Genomic DNA, 18,863 nt, shown 5'->3' with positions numbered 1-18,863 from the left:
CAATGTAAACAATAGGATTATAGGATAAATAAAAGAGGAACTATGGATCTTTTTTCAATAATTTTACTACTAGTTTTAATTGTATCACTTTCTGGTGTTGTTATTAAAATGCTACCAATACAAATCCCATTGCCTCTAATGCAAATATTATTAGGTTGTATATTGGCTGCCTTTGGAGTTTATGTCAAATTTGACCCAGAGTTATTTCTTGTTTTATTCATTCCACCTTTACTCTTTGCCGATGGGCGCAAAACATCGGTAAAAGATTTTGTGCACAATGTTAGAGAAATTGTTGGGCTAGCGCTAGTTTTAGTTGTAATAACAATTGTAGCTGTTGGTTATTTACTTTATTGGATGTTACCAAAAGGAATCGATCTAGCTGCAACATTTGCATTAGCAGCAGTTTTATCGCCAACAGATGCCGTAGCATTAAGTGGAATTGTAGGTAAAGGTCGTATTGAAAAAGAAAAGATGGAAATCATCGAAGGTGAAGCATTGATGAATGATGCTTCAGGTTTGGTTTCTTTAAAATTTGCTATTGCTATTGCCGTTGGTGATGCAGTATTCAATATCTTTGATGTTAGTGTCCAGTTTTTTGTAGTTGCTATTGGTGGATTAGCTATTGGTGTTTTATTTACTTGGTTATATGCACGTATCTTACGTAAAATAAATAAGCTTACTCACAATGATCCCGCTATTCAAATAGTATTACTATTTTTACTACCTTTTGCCGCCTATATCATTGCTGAGGAATGTCATTGCTCTGGTATTTTAGCAGCAGTAAGCGCAGGTATGACAGTCAATCATTCTGGTATGATGCGAAACGCACCTTTAACTGCACGTTTGCAATCAGATAGTACATGGTCAATGTTAACCTTTGTGTTTAATGGATTTGTATTTGTTTTATTAGGTATTCAACTACCAAGCATTTTTAATAATACTTTTGTAGAAAACCAAATTGATACCTCAATTGAGGTATGACAACTATGTTTAATTGTTTTATTCGTTTTTGCTGTATTGATGGGAACTAGATTTGCTTGGTTATGGTCAATGAAACATATGCCAACGATGCCTTTTGGAACTAAGAGACCTCTTGCATTTAGGGCATACTCAACCAGAGATCTTTTAATTTCAACATTTGCTGGCGTTAGAGGAGCTATCACTCTAGCTGGTGTTTTATCTATTCCAATGACAATTAATGGACGTTATCAACTGGTCTTTATTGCGACAGGTATCATATTAATATCATTGATTGCAGCGGTGATAATCTTACCTATCTTGTTACGAGGTAGTGTAATTTTAGATAATTCTGAACAAAAAAATGAAATTTTATCAGTTAAAGGTCAAATGGCAGAAGAAGCGATTATCAGTCTTGAAAAAATGCAAAATAATTTATTGCAAGAAACGTCTGAATCTGGCTTAGATCAGGAAATTATACATGAAATTGGTTCTCGTGTCATTGGTTCATTAAGACGCCGAACTGGACTTAAAGATTTAGAACAAAAAGCACTAGAGGCTGAAAACTTAGAAAGACGTATGCGTCTAGTTGCAATTGGTGCAGAACGTACAGCTTTACTACAAATGAAAGTTCGTAATGAAGTGAGCGAAGAAGTTTATGAACATTTAAATAACGATCTGGATATTTATGAAAAAATGATTTCTGGGGATGCATAAATGATTGGAGCAAAAAGCCAAATTCTAAACAAAATTCATTCACAGTTTGTCAATAAAGCGCCCCATATTTTGGGGCTTACCTTACGATACATTCCTTTTAATGTCAAAAAACAAACCATAGAACAATTATTGAAATTACAATTTGAACATTCTCTACAAGATGGTGATCTAGATTTTTTAGAAAATCGTTGGCTTAAAATTCAAGTTACTGATCTAGAGCTTGTGTGGTTTGTTAGTTTAATCGATAACAAATTAGTTGTTAGCCGGGAAGAAATTGCTGATGTAAGCTTTATAGGTAATGCTAATGATTTGATTATGATAGCAACTAGACGACAAGATCCCGATTCACTATTTTTTCAACGTCGCTTGATTGTTGAAGGTGATACTGAATTGGGGTTATATGTAAAAAATTTAATGGATTCTATTGAGTTGGAAGCTATGCCAAAATTTTTAAGGCTAACACTCGAAAAACTAGCAGATATTATCGAAAGTGCACCAACTAATTAAGAATAAATTATACTCATTTTAAATCATTCAAAATTTTGAATTGATTAATTTCTACCTTGCTAATAATAAATTATTCTAAGCCCCCTATAAAATGGGGAAAAGAAGCTGATTATTTTGAGTATATATAATGAAATTTATGAGTTTCTTGACAGAAAACATAAAATATATGGTTACACAATGAAAAATAACCAAGAACAGCCAACTTTTTACTTCCATGATTATGAAACATTTGGAACTCATCCTGCATTAGATCGCCCTGCTCAATTTGCTGGAATTCGAACTGATGAGAATTTTAATATTATTGAAAATCCTTTGGTTATATATTGTTGTCAAACTCAAGATTATCTACCCAATCCAGAAGCGGTACTAATTACTGGCATAACACCTCAAGAAGCTAATAACAAAGGAGTTTGTGAAGCTGAATTTATTCGACAAATTCATCAAGCTTTTAGCAAACCTAATACTTGTATTTTAGGCTATAACAATATTCGTTTTGATGATGAAGTAACGCGTAATCTTTTATATCGTAATTTTTATGACCCTTATACTTATTGTTGGCAACACAACAATTCAAGATGGGATCTACTTGATGTAGTTCGTGCTTGTTATGCGCTAAGACCAGAAGGAATTAATTGGCCAACTAATGATGAAGGTCTACCAAGTTTTCGTTTAGAACATCTAACAAAAGCAAATAACATTAAGCATGAACATGCACATGATGCAATGTCTGATGTTTATGCAACTATAGCAATGGCTAAATTAATAAAAGAAAAACAACCTAAACTGTTTAATTATTTTTTCTCATTACGTAAGAAAAATAAAGTTGCTGAACTTATTGATGTAGTTAATATGACACCAATAGTTCATGTATCAGGTATGTTAGGCAGCCATCGTGGTAATCTATCTTTAGTTTCACCTATAATTTGGCATCCAGTACAAAATAGTGCCGCTGTTATTTGCGATTTAACTGGAGATATAGATCTCTTAATCGATCTACCTGTTGAGCAAATAAAGGAAAGGCTCTACACCAAAACTAAAGATCTACAATTAGGTGAATCACGAATACCTTTAAAATTGGTTCATACCAATAAATGTCCTGTTATTGCACCATTAAAAACATTATTACCTGAAAATGCTGAACGGTTTAACATTGATATAGAGCAATGTTTAATAAACCAACATAAATTGTTAGAAAATCAAAATTTATTACAAAATAAAATGCAGACGTTATTTAATATTGATAATAATAGTCCTATTAATACTATTAACGCTGATGTTGATGCTCAAATTTATGGAAAATTTCTAAATAACCAAGATAAGTTACGCTGCGAGACTATTCGAACAACTCCAATTCATCTATTAGATAGTTTATCATTAACGTTTGATGATCCTCGTTTACCAACACTATTTTTTCGTTATAAAGCGCGAAATTACCCACAAACATTAACAGAGCATGAACAGATTATTTGGAAAGATTATTGTCGCGATAAACTCAACACCCCAAAAATTCAAGATTACTTATTAATATTAGAACAATATGCTGAAACTTATATTCAGCAACCAGAAAAACTAGCAATAATTAAACAACTTTATCATTACTGCCATTATTTAGTTGGTAATTAATTTTGACGAGCGTATCATATAGACAAATAACTTTATGTCACTCTAGCATCCGTCATAATTTATAATTAAGATTAATAGCATTTACGTTATGAAACATTTTCTAGCTAAGCACGCCACCATCAGACATAGACTATATTCTTTATACTATACTCTTTTTAGTTATGGTCGTGGATTGGTCATATTAACTCTTTGTTTATGGGTAGGTAATATTATTTCTAAAATATTACCTATAATGATTCCTGGCAGTATTATTGGTTTATTGATCCTGTTCTTCTTACTTGCATTTCAGTTAATTCCCACTTGCTGGATCAAAAATAGCTGTAATCTATTCATGCGTTACATGACATTGTTATTTATTCCTGCAGCAATGGGGATTATGGATAATTATTCACTTTTATTACAAAATTGGGTTCCGATTATATTTGGCTGTGTAGGTGGTTCTCTTATTGTATTGATTCTAACTGCATTTTTGACGGAACAATGTCATAAAGTCGCAGCAAAAAATACAATTTCATCACCAAAAGGTGAGGTCAATCAGCTATGATATGGATGCTATCATTAACGCTTTTTATTTTCTTCATTATTAGAAAAATATCATTTAAAATAAAAAATCCGTTATTTAATCCCCTAGTGATTACGGTCATAGTATTAATTCCAATTTTACTGATAACAAACACCAGTTATACACAATACGTTGACAACGTACAAATCATTAATAACCTATTGCCTTATTCTGTTGTTGCTCTCGCCTATCCTTTATATGAACTTATCCCCCAAATTAAAGCGCGTTGGAAGTCAATAATGATTATTACTTTTACCGCATCGCTTGCTTCAATGATAACCGGTGTTTGTATTGTATTTTGGTTAGGTGGAAGTATCGAGATTGCTGCATCTGTGCTACCTAAATCTGTTACTACTGCCATTGCAGTAACAATTGCAAGTAATCAAGATGGTGTACCGTCAATAGCTGCATTATGCGTGATATTAGTTGGAACATTAGGCGGTATATTTGGACATCAAATATTAAATTTAGTAAGAATAAAATCAGCACCAGCAAGAGGATTAGCTATCGGTGCTGTTTCACATGCTGTCGGCACTGCCCGTTGTATTGAAGTTGATTATAACGAAGGTGCGTATAGTTCGTTATCATTAGTTTTATGTGGTGTTATGACCTCATTGACAGCACCTTTTTTATTTCCAATAATGGTATTTATTTTTAACTGGTTTTAGCATGAAATTAAAAAAGCTTATTGCTTATATTGCTAGTTTCTGCTTGATTTCAATAACTGCTATTGTGGTTTTAGATTATTGGGTCAGCTATAAAACAGCTCCTTATATTTATCATGATGAAAACAAACTTCCTTACCGAACTATTGGTGTTGTACTTGGAACATCGAAATATGTTCGAGGAGGAGGTTTAAATGATTTTTATCGTAATCGTATTGATGGAGCAATTGATCTTTATTGGCAAAACAAAGTTGATTATTTATTATTAAGTGGTGATAACGCTCTTTTAAGCTACAACGAACCAATTACTATGAAGAAGGATTTGATAAAAGCTGGAATTCCTAGCAATGTGATCGTTTTGGATTATGCAGGTTTTAGAACTTTCGATTCGGTGGTTCGTGCCAATAAAGTATTTGATGCAAATAATTTTACTATTATCACTCAAGAGTTTCATTGCGAACGAGCTATTTTTATTGCACTTGCACAAGACATACAAGCGCAATGTTTTGCTGTACCCTCCCCTAAAAATATGAAGTTAGTCCGTATCCGCGAAATGTTTGCGCGTGTTAGTGCATTTATTGATCTTTATATTCTAAAAAAAGAACCTAGATATCTTGGTCCTGTAATTCCTATTTTATCTAATGCTCAATAACCATCCTAAATAACAAAAGATTGTAAAAACTTTCAGGAAAGTGCATCTTTAAGTATAAAAACCAGACAAAAGAGGACTTGTCTAATAAATTAGATTGCATTTTTATGCAGAAAAAAGTAATATTTAATCAACTTTAGCATCAAAAAAATGTATAACTAACAATGAATATTGAATTAAACCATATTAACTGTTTTTATGGTAAACATCAGGCCTTAAATGATGTTTCACTCTGCTATCCACTTGGTGAAACCATTGTATTACTTGGTCAAAGTGGAGCAGGAAAAAGCTCTTTATTAAAAGTTTTTAACTTACTTGAAATACCTAGATCAGGGCAGATGACTATTGCTAACACTCATTTTGATTTTTCTGAAAAAATTAGTGAATCAACAATTAGACATCTCCGTAAAAATGTAGGCATGGTATTTCAAAACTATAATTTATGGCCGCATTTGACGGTACTAGAAAATTTGATTGAAGCACCTTGCCAAGTATTAAAGTTATCTAAAAAAGAAGCTTGCGATAAAGCAATGGCGATATTACAAAGATTGCAAATTGATGATATGGCACAACGCTACCCGCTTCACCTCTCAGGTGGACAACAGCAACGTGTCGCTATTGCTAGAGCGTTAATGATGGAACCTCAAATATTATTATTCGATGAACCTACAGCAGCATTAGATCCAGCAATTACATCGCAAATTGCCGAAATTATCAATGAGCTATCTCAAACAGGTATTACACAAATTATAGTTACGCATGAAGTTGATTTTGCACGCAAAATTGCTTCACAAGTAATTTATATGGAGCAAGGTAAAATTATTGAGCGAGGACAACTCGAATGTTTTGCTCATCCTAAAACTGAAGAGTTTAAAGCTTATTTGTCACATTAATTAAAATAAAATTAGGTGGATATATGAAAAAAACGTTACTAGCCATTTGTCTTGCAGGAACAGCTTTTGTAGCTCAAGCAGCAGACACCTTAACAATCGGAACAGAAGCAACTTATGCGCCTTTTGAATTTACTAATGAAAAAAATGAAATCATCGGCTTTGATATTGATGTGATTAATAAGATTTGTGATGAAATAAAAGTTTCATGCAAAATTGTCAATCAATCATTTGATGGTTTAATTCCTAGCTTAAAAACTCGTCGAATTGATGCTGCTATAGCCGGAATTGATATTACGCCAGAACGACAAAAACAAGTTGATTTTACTAAAATTTATTATGATGATAGCTCAATCCAATTTGTTACATTGAAAGATACATTGACTAGTCTCGATCAACTAAAAGGTAAACGAGTTGGTCTACAAAAAGGAACAACTTATCCTAAATATTTAAGTGATAAATTCCCAGATATGAAAGCGGTTAGCTATGATAGTTATCAGTACGCTATTTTAGATTTAAAAGCGAAGAGAATTGATGCAATAGTTTCAAGCTCAATCGTAGCTGGCGAATGGCTAGGCAAAGAGGCAGATATTGTTGCTTTAAGCGATAAAATCACTGACCACGACTATTTTGGTGAAGGTTTAGGAATTGCTATCCGTAAGGGGAACGAAAAATTACTTAACCAATTCGATCAAGCAATAGATAAATTAAAAGCTAACGGTGAGTTAGATGCTATCTATAAAAAATGGTTTAATAAATAAACTATATTTTTAAATAAATATTACAATGATAATCTCGCCGCATTATCTTGCGGCGAATTTATTTTTTAAATTAACCTTGGTTTTTTTATGTTTGATTTTTTTGCAAATAAAATGATATGGATCTCATCGTTAATGGATGGGTATATTTTGCCGCTTATACAAGCAACAGGTATCACATTATCATTGGCCTTTGTATCATTAATTATCGGAATTGTTTTCGCTTTAATTTTCTCAATACTAGCATCTGTTCCATTTAAACCCGTTGCGTGGGCAATGTCCTTATTTAACTTAACAATTCGCGCGTTACCTGAATTATTAATTGTGGTAGCTATTTATAACGGATTACCACTATTATTAATATTATTAAATGATGGTTTCACAATCGATCTTTATTATTTGTCGTTGACGATACAATTAGATATTCAAGATTTTAATATTAGTCCTTTTTTATGCGGTGTTGCAGCACTATCACTTTTATACGCTGTTTATGCCTCTCAAACGTTACGCGGTGCATTTAAAGCAATTTCTAACGGACAAAAACAAGCAGCTCAAGTACTTGGGTTAAGTAAATCACGCACGTTTCTTCGTATTATAATGCCACAAATGTGGCGTCATGCCTTGCCTGGATTAAGTAATCAGTGGTTAATTTTGTTAAAAGACACCGCATTAGTTTCAGCAATTGCAATTGATGATTTAATGATGCAAACCAAAACTATCATCGCGCGAACCAACCAACCTTTTTTATGGTATTTTGTTGCAATGATCATTTATCTAATTATCTCAATTTTAAGTCAAAAGGTTATAACGCGTATTGAAAAACGCTCAACCTATTTTGAACAACCTACATCAGCGAAAAGTTAGTAAGGCCGTATTATGTCTGATAATTTTATTCATTACCTTAACATCATTGCCCAAGGTTTACCCGATACATTAAGTTTAGGTATTTTGGGTATTTTATCTGCTGGATTGATTGCTGCTTGTCTATCATGCATATTGTCATTAAATAACTTTATATTAAATAAAGTTATACGCACATATATCATTATATTTACAGGTACACCTTTACTAGTACAACTTTTACTAATTTATTATGGGCCATCACAATTTAGAGATATTTTAATCAAAATACCGACGTTTTATAACATTATTTCTTCGCCTTGGTTTTGTGCCTATTTAACATTAACACTCAATAGTGCCGCCTATACAACTCAAATTTTTTATGGTTCATTAAAAGCCTTACCTAAAGGACAGTGGCAAGCTTGTGAAGCACTTGGCATGAATAAAAAACAAACTTTAAAAGTTGTTTTGCCTTATGCATTAAAAAGAGCCCTTTCGACTTATTCAAATGAAGTTGTCTTTGTAGTAAAAGGCACAGCATTAGCATCAATGATTCCTGTTATGGATGTTATGGGCTACAGCAATGAATTGAATGCGGATTATTATGATTTCACTATTTTTATTGCTGCTGGGTTAATATATCTCTTGATAAATGGTTTACTTAGCACCATTATGAGGATTATAGAGAAAAAAGCCCTCAAATTTGAAAACTAATATGAGCCAATTTGATTCAGCATCTTTTTTAAAAACAGTTCCACATAAGCCAGGAATTTATCAAATGTTTAATGATAAACAGACGATTATTTATGTGGGAAAGGCTAAAGATCTTAATAATCGCTTAAAAAGTTACTTTAATAATAGTAAAAAAACGCTAAAAACGGATATGCTCGTTAGTCATATCCATCATATTGAATTTACAATTACCAATACCGAAACCGAAGCCTTACTGCTTGAACAGACTTATATTAAAAAGTATCAACCCCGATACAATGTACTGTTAAAAGATGACAAAAGTTACCCTTTTATAAAGTTAAGCAAAGAACAACATCCGCAATTGTCTCTTTATCGTGGTGCGGTCAATCGAAAAAAAGATGAATTTTTTGGCCCTTATCCAAGTGGATATGCAGTAAAGCAAATATTAGCTTTATTACAAAAAACATTTCCAATAAGACAGTGTTTAAATTCAACCTATCGCAACCGAACTCGCCCCTGCCTACAATATCAAATTAAACGTTGCTTAGGGCCTTGTGTGTCTGGATTAGTCAGTGATGAAGATTACCTAGAACAAGTTAACTATGTTAGATTATTTTTATCTGGTCAATCAGATCAGATAATACAAAAAATAACTGAAGATATGCAAAAAGCTAGTAGCGAACTCAACTTTGAAAAAGCAGCGGTTTTGCGTGATCAACTTCAAGCAATAAAACACATTAATGAAAAACAAGCAATATACAATAATAATGATAATCTTGATGTTATTGGATTCCATTATGAATTAGGATTAGCTTGTATCTATGTACTGTTTATTCGGAATGGGCAAACTTTTGGTCATCGATCATACTTTCCTAAAGTACCATCAAATACAGAACTAGAAGAAGTTATAGAAACTTTTTTAGGACAATTTTATCTACAAGGTAACCAGAATAGAAATATTCCGAGAAAAATTTTACTCAATTTTTCATTATCAGATAAACAACCAATGGAAGAGACACTGTCACTTATTGCAGAGCATCAAGTTAAACTCATTGATGAACCTAAAGGAGATAATCTTAAATTACTCAATATTGCAACAGTAAACGCTCAAACTGAAGTTAAAAATAAGCTATTAGAAAATTCTACAATAAAACAACGATATGACGCATTAAAATCTTTTTTGGGAATCGATAAAATTAACCGAATGGAATGTTTTGATATCAGCCACTTTATGGGTAAAAACACGATTGCATCTTGTGTTGTATTTGATGATAAAGGACCTGTTAAATCTGAATTCCGTCGTTATAATATTACTGGTATCACACCTGGCGATGATTATGCGGCAATGGAACAAGTCTTAACGCGCCGTTACAGTAAAAAAGAACTACCCGATGAAAAAGTTCCTGATATTATTTTTATTGACGGTGGTAAAGGGCAACTTAATCAAGCTCTAAAGGTATTTGAACAATTAGAGGTAAATTGGAACAAAAATCATCCTATACTAATTGGTGTTGCTAAAGGAGCTGATCGTAAAGAAGGATTAGAAACCCTCTTTTTTGAAGCTCATGGTACAGGACATTATCTTGATGATCATTCCCCTGCACTATTACTCATTCAGCAAATAAGAAATGCATCACATGATCATGCTATTGTTGGTCAACGTAAAAAAGGGACAAAACAATTAACCGACAGCGCCTTAGAACATATTGAAGGTATTGGCGCTAAAAGGCGTCAAGCACTACTGAAACATTTTGGTGGATTAAGAGAGTTAAAAAATGCCAGTATTGATGAAATAGCGCAAGTACAAGGTATATCAAAACAATTAGCTGAAAAAATTTATCTAAATTTACAACAATAACCCATTGAAAAAATAACATATTTCAGGCAACATAATCATTAAGAAAATACTGTTTTTTATTAATCTATAATGCATTGATTAATAAAATAAAAAAAGAGCTTTTGTCACATGAAAATTAATTTTCCAACATTTTTAACACTATTTCGAGTTATTTTAATTCCTTTTTTTGTGCTGGCATTTTATTTGTTCCCTCATGAATGGTCTGGTTTTTTCTCTGCATTAATTTTTTTAATTGCGGCCGTGACTGATGTATTAGATGGTTATCTTGCTCGCCGCCTAGGACAGACAACCAAGTTTGGCGCATTTTTAGATCCAGTCGCCGACAAAATCATAGTAACAATAGCGCTTGTTTTAATTACACAATATTATCAATCATGGTGGATCTCAATCCCTGCAATTATTATTGTTTCACGAGAAATTATAATATCGGCCTTACGGGAATGGATGGCTGAAATTGGTAAACGTAACAATGTAGCTGTTTCGTCAATTGGGAAAATCAAAACGATAGCACAAATGACAGCATTAACTTGGCTACTTTGGCGTCCTTGTGACATTGTTATTTACGCAGGTCTTGCAGCATTGTTTATTGCAACAGTATTAACGCTATTATCAATGTTGCAATATTTATGGATAGCACATAGCGATTTATTAGAAGAATAATAACTTTTAGTTAATATTTCTACCTAAGCATGTTTTTATTCGAGTAATTTTGTTGATAAATTCTAGTAAACAAAATTACTCATCCCCTTCAAAACCAACCAATAACTTCTATTTAAATTGTTAATCAGTCAAACATTGAGCAATTAAACGATTTATTTAAAATTTTTATTGACTGAAACCATAAGATCGGTAAAATGCACAGCATTCAAAACAAATTACTTTTTAGTAATTAATTTTGAGCCCGGGTGGTGAAATCGGTAGACACAAGGGATTTAAAATCCCTCGGCCTTTTTGGCCGTGCGAGTTCAAGTCTCGCCCCGGGCACCACTTCTTACCTATGCGGGAATAGCTCAGTTGGTAGAGCACGACCTTGCCAAGGTCGGGGTCGCGAGTTCGAACCTCGTTTCCCGCTCCAATTAAAAAGTAATAATTAAGACAAGAGTTAGTGGCAATAATTTTATTTTTAAAGTCCTAATTTAGGTTTAATGATTTTTGTTGTTTGATTCATTTCTAGCATCCCCTTTTGCGTTATAAAATAACTCAAATATCAAATTAAATAAGGACTATTACAAATTACAAATAATCAAATGTAGACAATTTAATCTCTCTTTAAATTTTCAATGCGTCAATAACAGCTCGTAGCGCAGGAGATATATTTCTATTAGGGTAATAGATATACGATGCTTCGAGCTTAAGACTAAAACGCTGTAGCACTCTAATGAAAACGCCTTTTTCTATATCATCCGCTACCAATTCTTCTGGTACATAGGCTAACCCCAATCCCAAGCGAGCAGCTTTAGCTTCCAAATAACTATCAGCAAAAACCCATTTTCCCTCAGGTCGGTGGGTAATTTTTTCGCCATCTTGATAAAGCTCCCACGAGTACAAACTTCCGTCACCAAGCTGATATGCAATGCAAGGATGTGCCACTAAATCTGCTGGTATTTGTGGAAATCCATAGCGACGAAAGTGGTCGGGAGTGCCAACAATTGCCATTTCCATATCTGGGTAAATACGTACAGCAACCATGCCATCGTTAATTTCTGGACCTAGGCGCACACCTGCATCAAATCGCTCAGAAATAATATCAACAAACCTGCTTTCATTAATAAGTTCCAATCGGATATCAGGATAAAGTTGTTGAAATACCGCTAACTTAGGTAATAGCACTTTATCTATAACATGCTGGCTAGCATTGATGCGAACAGTACCTGATGGAGTATTACGATAATAAGCTAGAGAGGTTAGTCCGTCATTTAATGCATCAAATCCAGACAGTACTTTTTGATAAAATTGTCCACCCGCCTGCGTCAGAGATAATTTGCGCGTTGTGCGAACCAAAAGCTGTAAACCAAGGCGCTTTTCAAGCTCACGGATAGAACGACTTATCCCTGATTGTGCAAGCCCAAGCCGTTTTGCTGCAGCGGTAAAGCTTCCTTCCTGTACAACAATCATAAACAGGTAAAGATCATTGTAGTTTTCTCGCTTAGTTAGCAAAGTATTTTTTTACTCTTATTTATAACAATTTAGTATTAATCTTAGCATTTTTTCCCCACTAATCAATACTATTAATATTAATTATAATAATTACTAATACAATTTCTGCTGAGTTATCTAAATATAATCTATATCAGTAAAAAAAATGAGTAATAAGAGCTTTTAGCAAAATTTGTTCCACCAACTACTATACTATTCACACCAATAAGTGGAGTTATAACTATGAGTACTGATAAGATAAATCAAATTTCACCTTTATCACTGATCGAAAAATGGGACAAGACCTTTCCTAAAAGTACAAAAGTTAATCACCGTAAAGTCTCCTTTCAGAACCGCTATGGAATTATATTAATCGGCGATCTTTATATTCCCAAAAATCAAAATGAATGCGAATTAGCTGCAATCGCAATCAGCGGACCTTTTGGTGCAGTAAAAGAACAAGCGAGCGGGCTATACGCTCAAACACTAGCCGAACAAGGTTTTATTACGTTGGCTTTTGATCCATCTTATACCGGAGAAAGTGGTGGCTACCCACGTAATGTTGCTTCTCCCGATATCAATACCGAGGATTTTAGTGCTGCAGTTGATTTTCTTGGTCTACAAAAAGAAGTGGATCGTAATCGTATTGGACTGCTCGGCATTTGTGGCTGGGGCGGTATGGCATTAAACAATGCAGCAATGGATACTCGTGTAAAGGCTGTTGCAACGAGTGTAATGTACGATATGAGTCGTGCAATGGGTCATGGGGTTGGTGATGGAAAAGATCGTTATTCAACATCTGATCGACATTCTGTTTTGCAATATCTGAACGAACAACGTTGGGAAGATGCTAAAACAGGTATTCCCACATTAGGTGGACATGATATTTATATCGATGAGAAAGGTAAAGTCAGTGCTTCTAAACGTATTTTGCCAGAAACATTACCAGAAAATCCGCCTCCAGTGTTGAAAGAGTTTTATAATTACTACCGAATGCCTCGTGGTTTTCATCCTCGTTCTATTAATTCGGTTGGAGCATGGAATGCAACAATGCCTCTTTCATTTATGAATATGCCGCTACTAAACTATGCAAATGAAATTACTATTCCCACATTAATTGTTACTGGTGAAAAGGCTCATTCTCGTTATTTTGCTGAGGATGCTTATAAAATGGTCGGTGGCAAGAAAAAAGAATTGGTAATTGTTTCTGAAGCAAATCATGTCGATTTATATGACAATACCACAGGAAAAATACCATTTACTAAATTTGAACAGTTCTTTAAGACCAGCTTAAAATTATAAGGTATATATATTAGCCATCCCAACAAAAATAACTGTATTTACTGATGGCTATTATCATTATATAAATGACAAAAATGTTATTTCTAATATTTTGTTTTTATTAACTTTATAACTACTATATACAGAAACAACATTTGCCCTTAATGCAACTCGGCCGGTCAAAAAGGTATGAGGATAAAGCTATAATGTCTAAAAAAAATCTCAATATACCAAACAATACAACATACACACACTGGAGCGGTATATTTTCTATGACGCTATGCGTTTTTGTATTAATTGCTTCAGAATTTTTACCTGTAAGCCTACTTACACCTATTGCTAGAGATTTACAAATTACCGATGGACAAGCGGGTCAAGGTATTGCTATATCAGGTATACTAGCAGTACTAACTAGTCTGACAATTCATAAACTTACAGGAAACTTAGATCGAAAACTACTGTTACTATTTCTTACGTTTTTAATGGCTTTATCCGGGCTAGTTATCGCTATCGCATCCTATTACTTGGTTTATATTCTGGGAAGAGCACTAATTGGTATTGCTATCGGTGGATTCTGGTCAATGTCAGCTGCAACGGCTATTCGTTTGGTGCCACAGCATCAAGTACCTAAGGCTCTGGCTATTTTCAATGCCGGAAATGCTCTTGCGACAATTATAGCCGCACCACTGGGAAGCTACTTAGGAGAAACAATAGGCTGGCGTGGAGCATTTATTTGTATCATTCCCCTTGCTATTTTTGCATTTATTTGGCAATGCATTAGCCTGCCTACTATGAAAACCTATAAAGAAAATCAACCTAACAAGCCTATGCTTCAACTGCTAAAAAAACCAATTCTATCTATAGGCTTACTGGCATGTGGATTATTTTTCATGGGACAGTTTACTTTATTCACCTATGTGCGCCCTTTTCTAGAAACAGTGGCTAAGGTAGATAATTTTAATCTATCTTTAATTTTACTTGCTATAGGTGTCGCTGGTTTTATTGGAACAATGGTAATTGCAACCTTTCTGAAAACTAAACTCTATCAAACACTAATGATGATTTCTTTAATAATGACTGTCATTATCATAGGTTTATTTTTAACTAGTAGTCACATCTGGACTGTAGCTACTTTATTCAGTTTATGGGGATTGTTTGCTACGGCCGCACCAACTGGGTGGTGGGCATGGATAGCACAAACATTACCCAAAGATGCAGAAATTGGTGGAGGACTAATGGTTGCAGTAATTCAATCATCAATTGCGATAGGTTCAACGATAGGCGGATTGTTTTTTGATTATCTGGGATGGCAAAGCAATTTTGTATTAAGTGGTATATTATTAATTGGTTCGGTAATAGCAACGTCTATTGTATTTTATAAAAATAAAACAAAAAGTTAAAAAAATTATTTCTCTAATAATCTTTTAGGCTCTATTTTCATCTTTCAGTTGATAAAAGATACCTTAAAGGACAATTTGGGAGTCATAATAACTGTCTACTGGAAAAGATTGCTAAAAAAGCATTATAAGTCATCATTTAACTAAATCATAGCTAGATATTACTATACCAAAATTAATTACTAGAATGTATAAAAACTGAATATTATTAACAACAATATTCGACATTTAATTACATAGGCCTATTATATAATTTGCTAATAGTTAAAAATGTAAAGAAATTTTATGATTAATACAAAACATCAACGACTCTAATAAAAAACCAAATTGATGATATTTTATCAATCCGATATAATAGGCCATTAAAAATCATTGACGTATCGAAATAGCTTTATATAATACACAACATCTAAATAAAAAACCTATCTAAGTCTCCTTAGCTCAGCTGGATAGAGCAACGGCCTTCTAAGCCGTAGGTCACAGGTTCGAATCCTGTAGGGGACGCCATTACAAGCAAGATTCAAACTAATTAAGTTTGGTATGATACATTATGGTGTATGTGTTGATTCTAAAGAAATATCTTACGATTTAAGCTATATTGTAACAGGACTTTGTAAGCTATTAATTTGCGGTAGTTCAAACTTAATCAGATATTTTGCCTAATCAGTCACCGTTATTTTTTCTTTGTGATATAAGCACCATATCTCTTGTCTGTGATAAGGCGTTAGTTTTGTTTTTTTATGTATATTTATTACAGTAGTTTCTCAAATTATTGTAAATAATTCTAGTAAATAATGCGCTTATCAAATACCTAATTTGAAAAAGGGTTTATCCCAATTTTAGAAAATGCAACATACAATCAAAATGGAATTTTTATTTTTTCCTTTTGTTTTACTAATTTAAACTTAGTTTTTGTTAGTGTATTTATTCCTGATTAAAGATACCTCTAAAAAAGTTGAGTCTAAGTGGGATTAAATGAGGTTAAAAGGCCTTGATAAACAAGGCTTAAAATAACAAAAAAAGACAATATGAGATTACGTGATATTAAATACAATTATTCCCATTCAATAGTCGCTGGCGGTTTTCCGCTTATATCATATACGACACGAGAAATACCATTAACTTCGTTGATAATTCGATTTGAAACTCGTCCTAGGAAATCATAAGGTAACTGAGCCCAATGAGCCGTCATAAAATCGATGGTTTCAACTGCACGCAAGGATACAACCCAATCATATTTACGACCATCCCCCATTACACCTACTGAACGAACAGGTAAGAACACAGTAAAGGCTTGACTTACTTTGTGGTATAGATTAGCTTTATAAAGTTCTTCAATAAAAATAGCATCAGCTTGACGTAACAAGTCGCAATACTCTTTTTTAACCTCACCAAGTACACGCACGCCAAGACCTGGACCAGGAAATGGATGACGGTAAAGCATGTCATAAGGTAATCCAAGTTCTAAACCCACTTTACGGACTTCATCTTTAAATAATTCGCGCAGTGGCTCAACTAAGCCCATTTTCATATCTTCTGGTAATCCGCCTACATTATGATGTGATTTAATTACATGGGCTTTGCCAGTATCAGCAGCAGCCGATTCAATAACATCTGGATAGATAGTACCTTGAGCTAACCATTTTACATCTTTTAATTTTGCCGCCTCTTCATCAAATACAGCAACAAATTCACGCCCGATAATTTTACGTTTTGCTTCAGGATCTGCTTCACCTTTTAGTGCAGCTAAAAAGCGATCTTCAGCATTTACAGCTATGATATTTAAGCCAAATTTATTACCAAACATATCCATAACTTGTTGAGCTTCGTTCAAACGTAACAAACCATGATCAACAAATACACAAGTTAATTGATCTCCGATAGCTTGGTGTAATAACAATGCTGTAACAGAAGAATCAACCCCTCCTGATAAGCCAAGTAATACTTTGTCATTGCCAACCTGTTCTTTAATTCGAGCAATAGCATCGGTAATAATTGAAGATGGTGTCCAAAGTTTTTCGCAGTGACAGATATCAATCACAAAACGTTGCAATAACTCGAAACCTTTAACAGTGTGAGTCACTTCTGGGTGGAATTGAACACCATAAAATTGTTTTTCGTCATTAGCCATAATAGCAAATGGACAAGTTTCAGTACGACCAATTAGTGTAAAACAATCAGGCAAGGTTGTTACTTTGTCACCGTGGCTCATCCAGACATCAAGTTGATTAATGCCTTGTTCGCTTGTACTATCCAAAATACCATCAGTTAATTTTGACGATCCAATAAGATCCACTTTAGCATAACCAAATTCACGTTGGTTAGAGCCAGTGACTTGACCGCCTTTACCAACTTGAATTGCCATAGTCTGCATGCCATAACAAATACCCAAAACAGGTACGCCAGCATTAAAAACATACTCGGGAGCACGAGGACTATTATCATCGGTGGTACTTTCAGGACCACCTGATAAAATAATACCTTTAGGATTAAATTGTTTGATTTTCTCTTCTGATACATCCCACGGCCAAAGTTCACAGTACACACCAATTTCACGAATACGTCGAGCAATTAATTGAGTAACTTGTGAACCAAAATCGAGGATTAATATGCGCTGTTGGTGGATGTCTTTTTTCATCAATTTTATTCCTAAACTATGAACTAATACAAAATCAGGCTGATATTGTACCATTTACCAATTAAATTGAGAGCATTAATTAAAAACAATTATAAATATTTTATATTATTAATAATTTCGAAATCATCTTATTACAGAATTCAATATCATGGTCATCAAATTAACCTTGTAATAGGTCAACAAATCAAAAAAATTGAATTCTCTTTACTTAATTAATAAGTAGACTTATAATAAGTTAACTTATCAAAAGGAGACGCTATGAATACCATTTCAATTTCTTTCATATTACCAACCAAAGCTAAACCAACTCAAATTTGGCAATACTATACTGATCTTAATTTAAGAAAATTATGGGAAACTGATCTTGAAGACTTTCGTATATTTGGTGACTTAAAAACAGGGTCTAAAGGTATTTTCAAATTACAAAATATACCGGAAATGGAAGTGACTTTATCAAAGATTATTGATAAGCAAGAATTTACAGAGCAATTTGATATGCCTGAAATAGGTTTACTGTTTTTCTCACATCAAATTATTGAAATATCGCATAATCAATATGCATTAAAATCAGAAATTTCTCTAAAACCGGATCCAAAAATGGATACTAAAGCATCCTATGATTTTATAAAACAGATTTCAGATGATATTATAGATAAAACTTACAAAGTAAATGGCTTAGTTGAAGGGTAAAT

At 33.5% G+C, this 18,863-nt stretch carries 15 protein-coding genes, 3 tRNA genes and 2 pseudogenes; 18 read left to right on the top strand and 2 right to left on the bottom strand.

From position 1 onward, the window contains the following. Window positions 1–42 precede the first annotated feature (42 nt). From ACGH80_RS07995 to ACGH80_RS07930, 14 genes and pseudogenes are all read left to right on the top strand, one after another. Window positions 43–1,674 (top strand): annotated as a pseudogene (locus tag ACGH80_RS07995) (Na+/H+ antiporter). A 21-nt stretch (window positions 1,675–1,695) separates the two neighbouring features. Next, the gene (locus ACGH80_RS07990) at window positions 1,696–2,181 is read left to right on the top strand and encodes an SCP2 sterol-binding domain-containing protein (RefSeq protein ID WP_174798338.1); all 486 of its coding nucleotides are present in this window, start codon (window positions 1,696–1,698) and stop codon (window positions 2,179–2,181) included. A gap of 177 nt (window positions 2,182–2,358) precedes the next feature. Beyond that, on the top strand, window positions 2,359–3,804 hold the full coding sequence (gene sbcB / locus ACGH80_RS07985) for an exodeoxyribonuclease I (RefSeq protein WP_411578467.1): 1,446 nt from the start codon (window positions 2,359–2,361) through the stop codon (window positions 3,802–3,804). 88 nt (window positions 3,805–3,892) lie between these two features. Beyond that, a complete protein-coding gene (locus ACGH80_RS07980; protein ID WP_174798229.1) occupies window positions 3,893–4,348 on the top strand; it encodes a CidA/LrgA family protein in 456 nt (151 codons plus the stop codon). Next, a complete protein-coding gene (locus tag ACGH80_RS07975; protein WP_174798228.1) occupies window positions 4,345–5,034 on the top strand; it encodes a CidB/LrgB family autolysis modulator in 690 nt (229 codons plus the stop codon). Before ACGH80_RS07980 ends, ACGH80_RS07975 begins: the two co-directional genes overlap by 4 nt. 1 nt (window position 5,035) lies before the next feature. Next, window positions 5,036–5,665, top strand: a pseudogene (locus ACGH80_RS07970) (ElyC/SanA/YdcF family protein); the annotation flags it as partial. A 179-nt stretch (window positions 5,666–5,844) separates the two neighbouring features. Further along, the gene (artP, locus tag ACGH80_RS07965) at window positions 5,845–6,573 is read left to right on the top strand and encodes an arginine ABC transporter ATP-binding protein ArtP (RefSeq protein ID WP_296210296.1); all 729 of its coding nucleotides are present in this window, start codon (window positions 5,845–5,847) and stop codon (window positions 6,571–6,573) included. Window positions 6,574–6,596: 23 nt separating this feature from the next. Then, window positions 6,597–7,331: a transporter substrate-binding domain-containing protein gene (locus tag ACGH80_RS07960; protein WP_065560282.1), complete on the top strand. Its 735-nt coding sequence runs from the start codon at window positions 6,597–6,599 to the stop codon at window positions 7,329–7,331. A 132-nt stretch (window positions 7,332–7,463) separates the two neighbouring features. Next, window positions 7,464–8,192, top strand: coding sequence for an arginine ABC transporter permease ArtQ (artQ, locus tag ACGH80_RS07955; RefSeq protein ID WP_411630868.1), 729 nt, complete (start codon window positions 7,464–7,466; stop codon window positions 8,190–8,192). 12 nt (window positions 8,193–8,204) lie between these two features. Continuing rightward, window positions 8,205–8,882 (top strand): arginine ABC transporter permease ArtM, encoded by a 678-nt coding sequence (artM, locus tag ACGH80_RS07950; RefSeq protein ID WP_174798226.1) that lies wholly within the window; start codon window positions 8,205–8,207, stop codon window positions 8,880–8,882. 1 nt (window position 8,883) lies between these two features. Beyond that, entirely contained in the window at window positions 8,884–10,719 is a 1,836-nt protein-coding gene (uvrC, locus tag ACGH80_RS07945) for an excinuclease ABC subunit UvrC (RefSeq protein WP_065575175.1), read from the top strand. A gap of 108 nt (window positions 10,720–10,827) precedes the next feature. Then, complete coding sequence (gene pgsA / locus ACGH80_RS07940; RefSeq protein ID WP_034913104.1) at window positions 10,828–11,379, top strand: CDP-diacylglycerol--glycerol-3-phosphate 3-phosphatidyltransferase; 552 nt, start codon at window positions 10,828–10,830, stop codon at window positions 11,377–11,379. 239 nt (window positions 11,380–11,618) lie between these two features. Next, window positions 11,619–11,706, top strand: a tRNA-Leu gene (locus tag ACGH80_RS07935). A 12-nt stretch (window positions 11,707–11,718) separates the two neighbouring features. Then, a tRNA-Gly gene (locus ACGH80_RS07930) sits at window positions 11,719–11,794 on the top strand. Window positions 11,795–11,988: 194 nt separating this feature from the next. Here ACGH80_RS07930 and ACGH80_RS07925 read toward each other — a convergent pair. Then, entirely contained in the window at window positions 11,989–12,876 is an 888-nt protein-coding gene (locus ACGH80_RS07925) for a LysR family transcriptional regulator (RefSeq protein ID WP_081296763.1), read from the bottom strand. A 189-nt stretch (window positions 12,877–13,065) separates the two neighbouring features. On the opposite strand from ACGH80_RS07925, the gene ACGH80_RS07920 reads away from it, so the two are divergent. The 3 genes from ACGH80_RS07920 to ACGH80_RS07910 all read left to right on the top strand — a co-directional run bounded on the left by ACGH80_RS07920 (window position 13,066) and on the right by ACGH80_RS07910 (window position 16,040). Beyond that, window positions 13,066–14,157: an alpha/beta hydrolase gene (locus ACGH80_RS07920; protein ID WP_411630867.1), complete on the top strand. Its 1,092-nt coding sequence runs from the start codon at window positions 13,066–13,068 to the stop codon at window positions 14,155–14,157. A 185-nt stretch (window positions 14,158–14,342) separates the two neighbouring features. Beyond that, window positions 14,343–15,536 (top strand): MFS transporter, encoded by a 1,194-nt coding sequence (locus tag ACGH80_RS07915; protein WP_411630848.1) that lies wholly within the window; start codon window positions 14,343–14,345, stop codon window positions 15,534–15,536. Between the two features lie 427 nt (window positions 15,537–15,963). Continuing rightward, a tRNA-Arg gene (locus tag ACGH80_RS07910) sits at window positions 15,964–16,040 on the top strand. Between the two features lie 547 nt (window positions 16,041–16,587). Here ACGH80_RS07910 and guaA read toward each other — a convergent pair. Beyond that, window positions 16,588–18,171 carry a glutamine-hydrolyzing GMP synthase gene (guaA, locus tag ACGH80_RS07905; RefSeq protein ID WP_065589135.1) on the bottom strand — a complete coding sequence of 528 codons (1,584 nt, stop codon included), beginning with the start codon at window positions 18,169–18,171 and terminating at the stop codon, window positions 16,588–16,590. Window positions 18,172–18,429: 258 nt separating this feature from the next. Between guaA and ACGH80_RS07900 the strand changes: the two genes are divergently transcribed. Next, entirely contained in the window at window positions 18,430–18,861 is a 432-nt protein-coding gene (locus ACGH80_RS07900; RefSeq protein WP_411630846.1) for a hypothetical protein, read from the top strand. Window positions 18,862–18,863 lie beyond the last annotated feature (2 nt).

The organism is Gilliamella sp. BG1, from assembly GCF_046635625.1.
In the GTDB taxonomy this organism is placed as follows: domain Bacteria; phylum Pseudomonadota; class Gammaproteobacteria; order Enterobacterales; family Orbaceae; genus Gilliamella; species Gilliamella bombi.
This window is presented reverse-complemented; position numbering and strand designations above follow the sequence as displayed.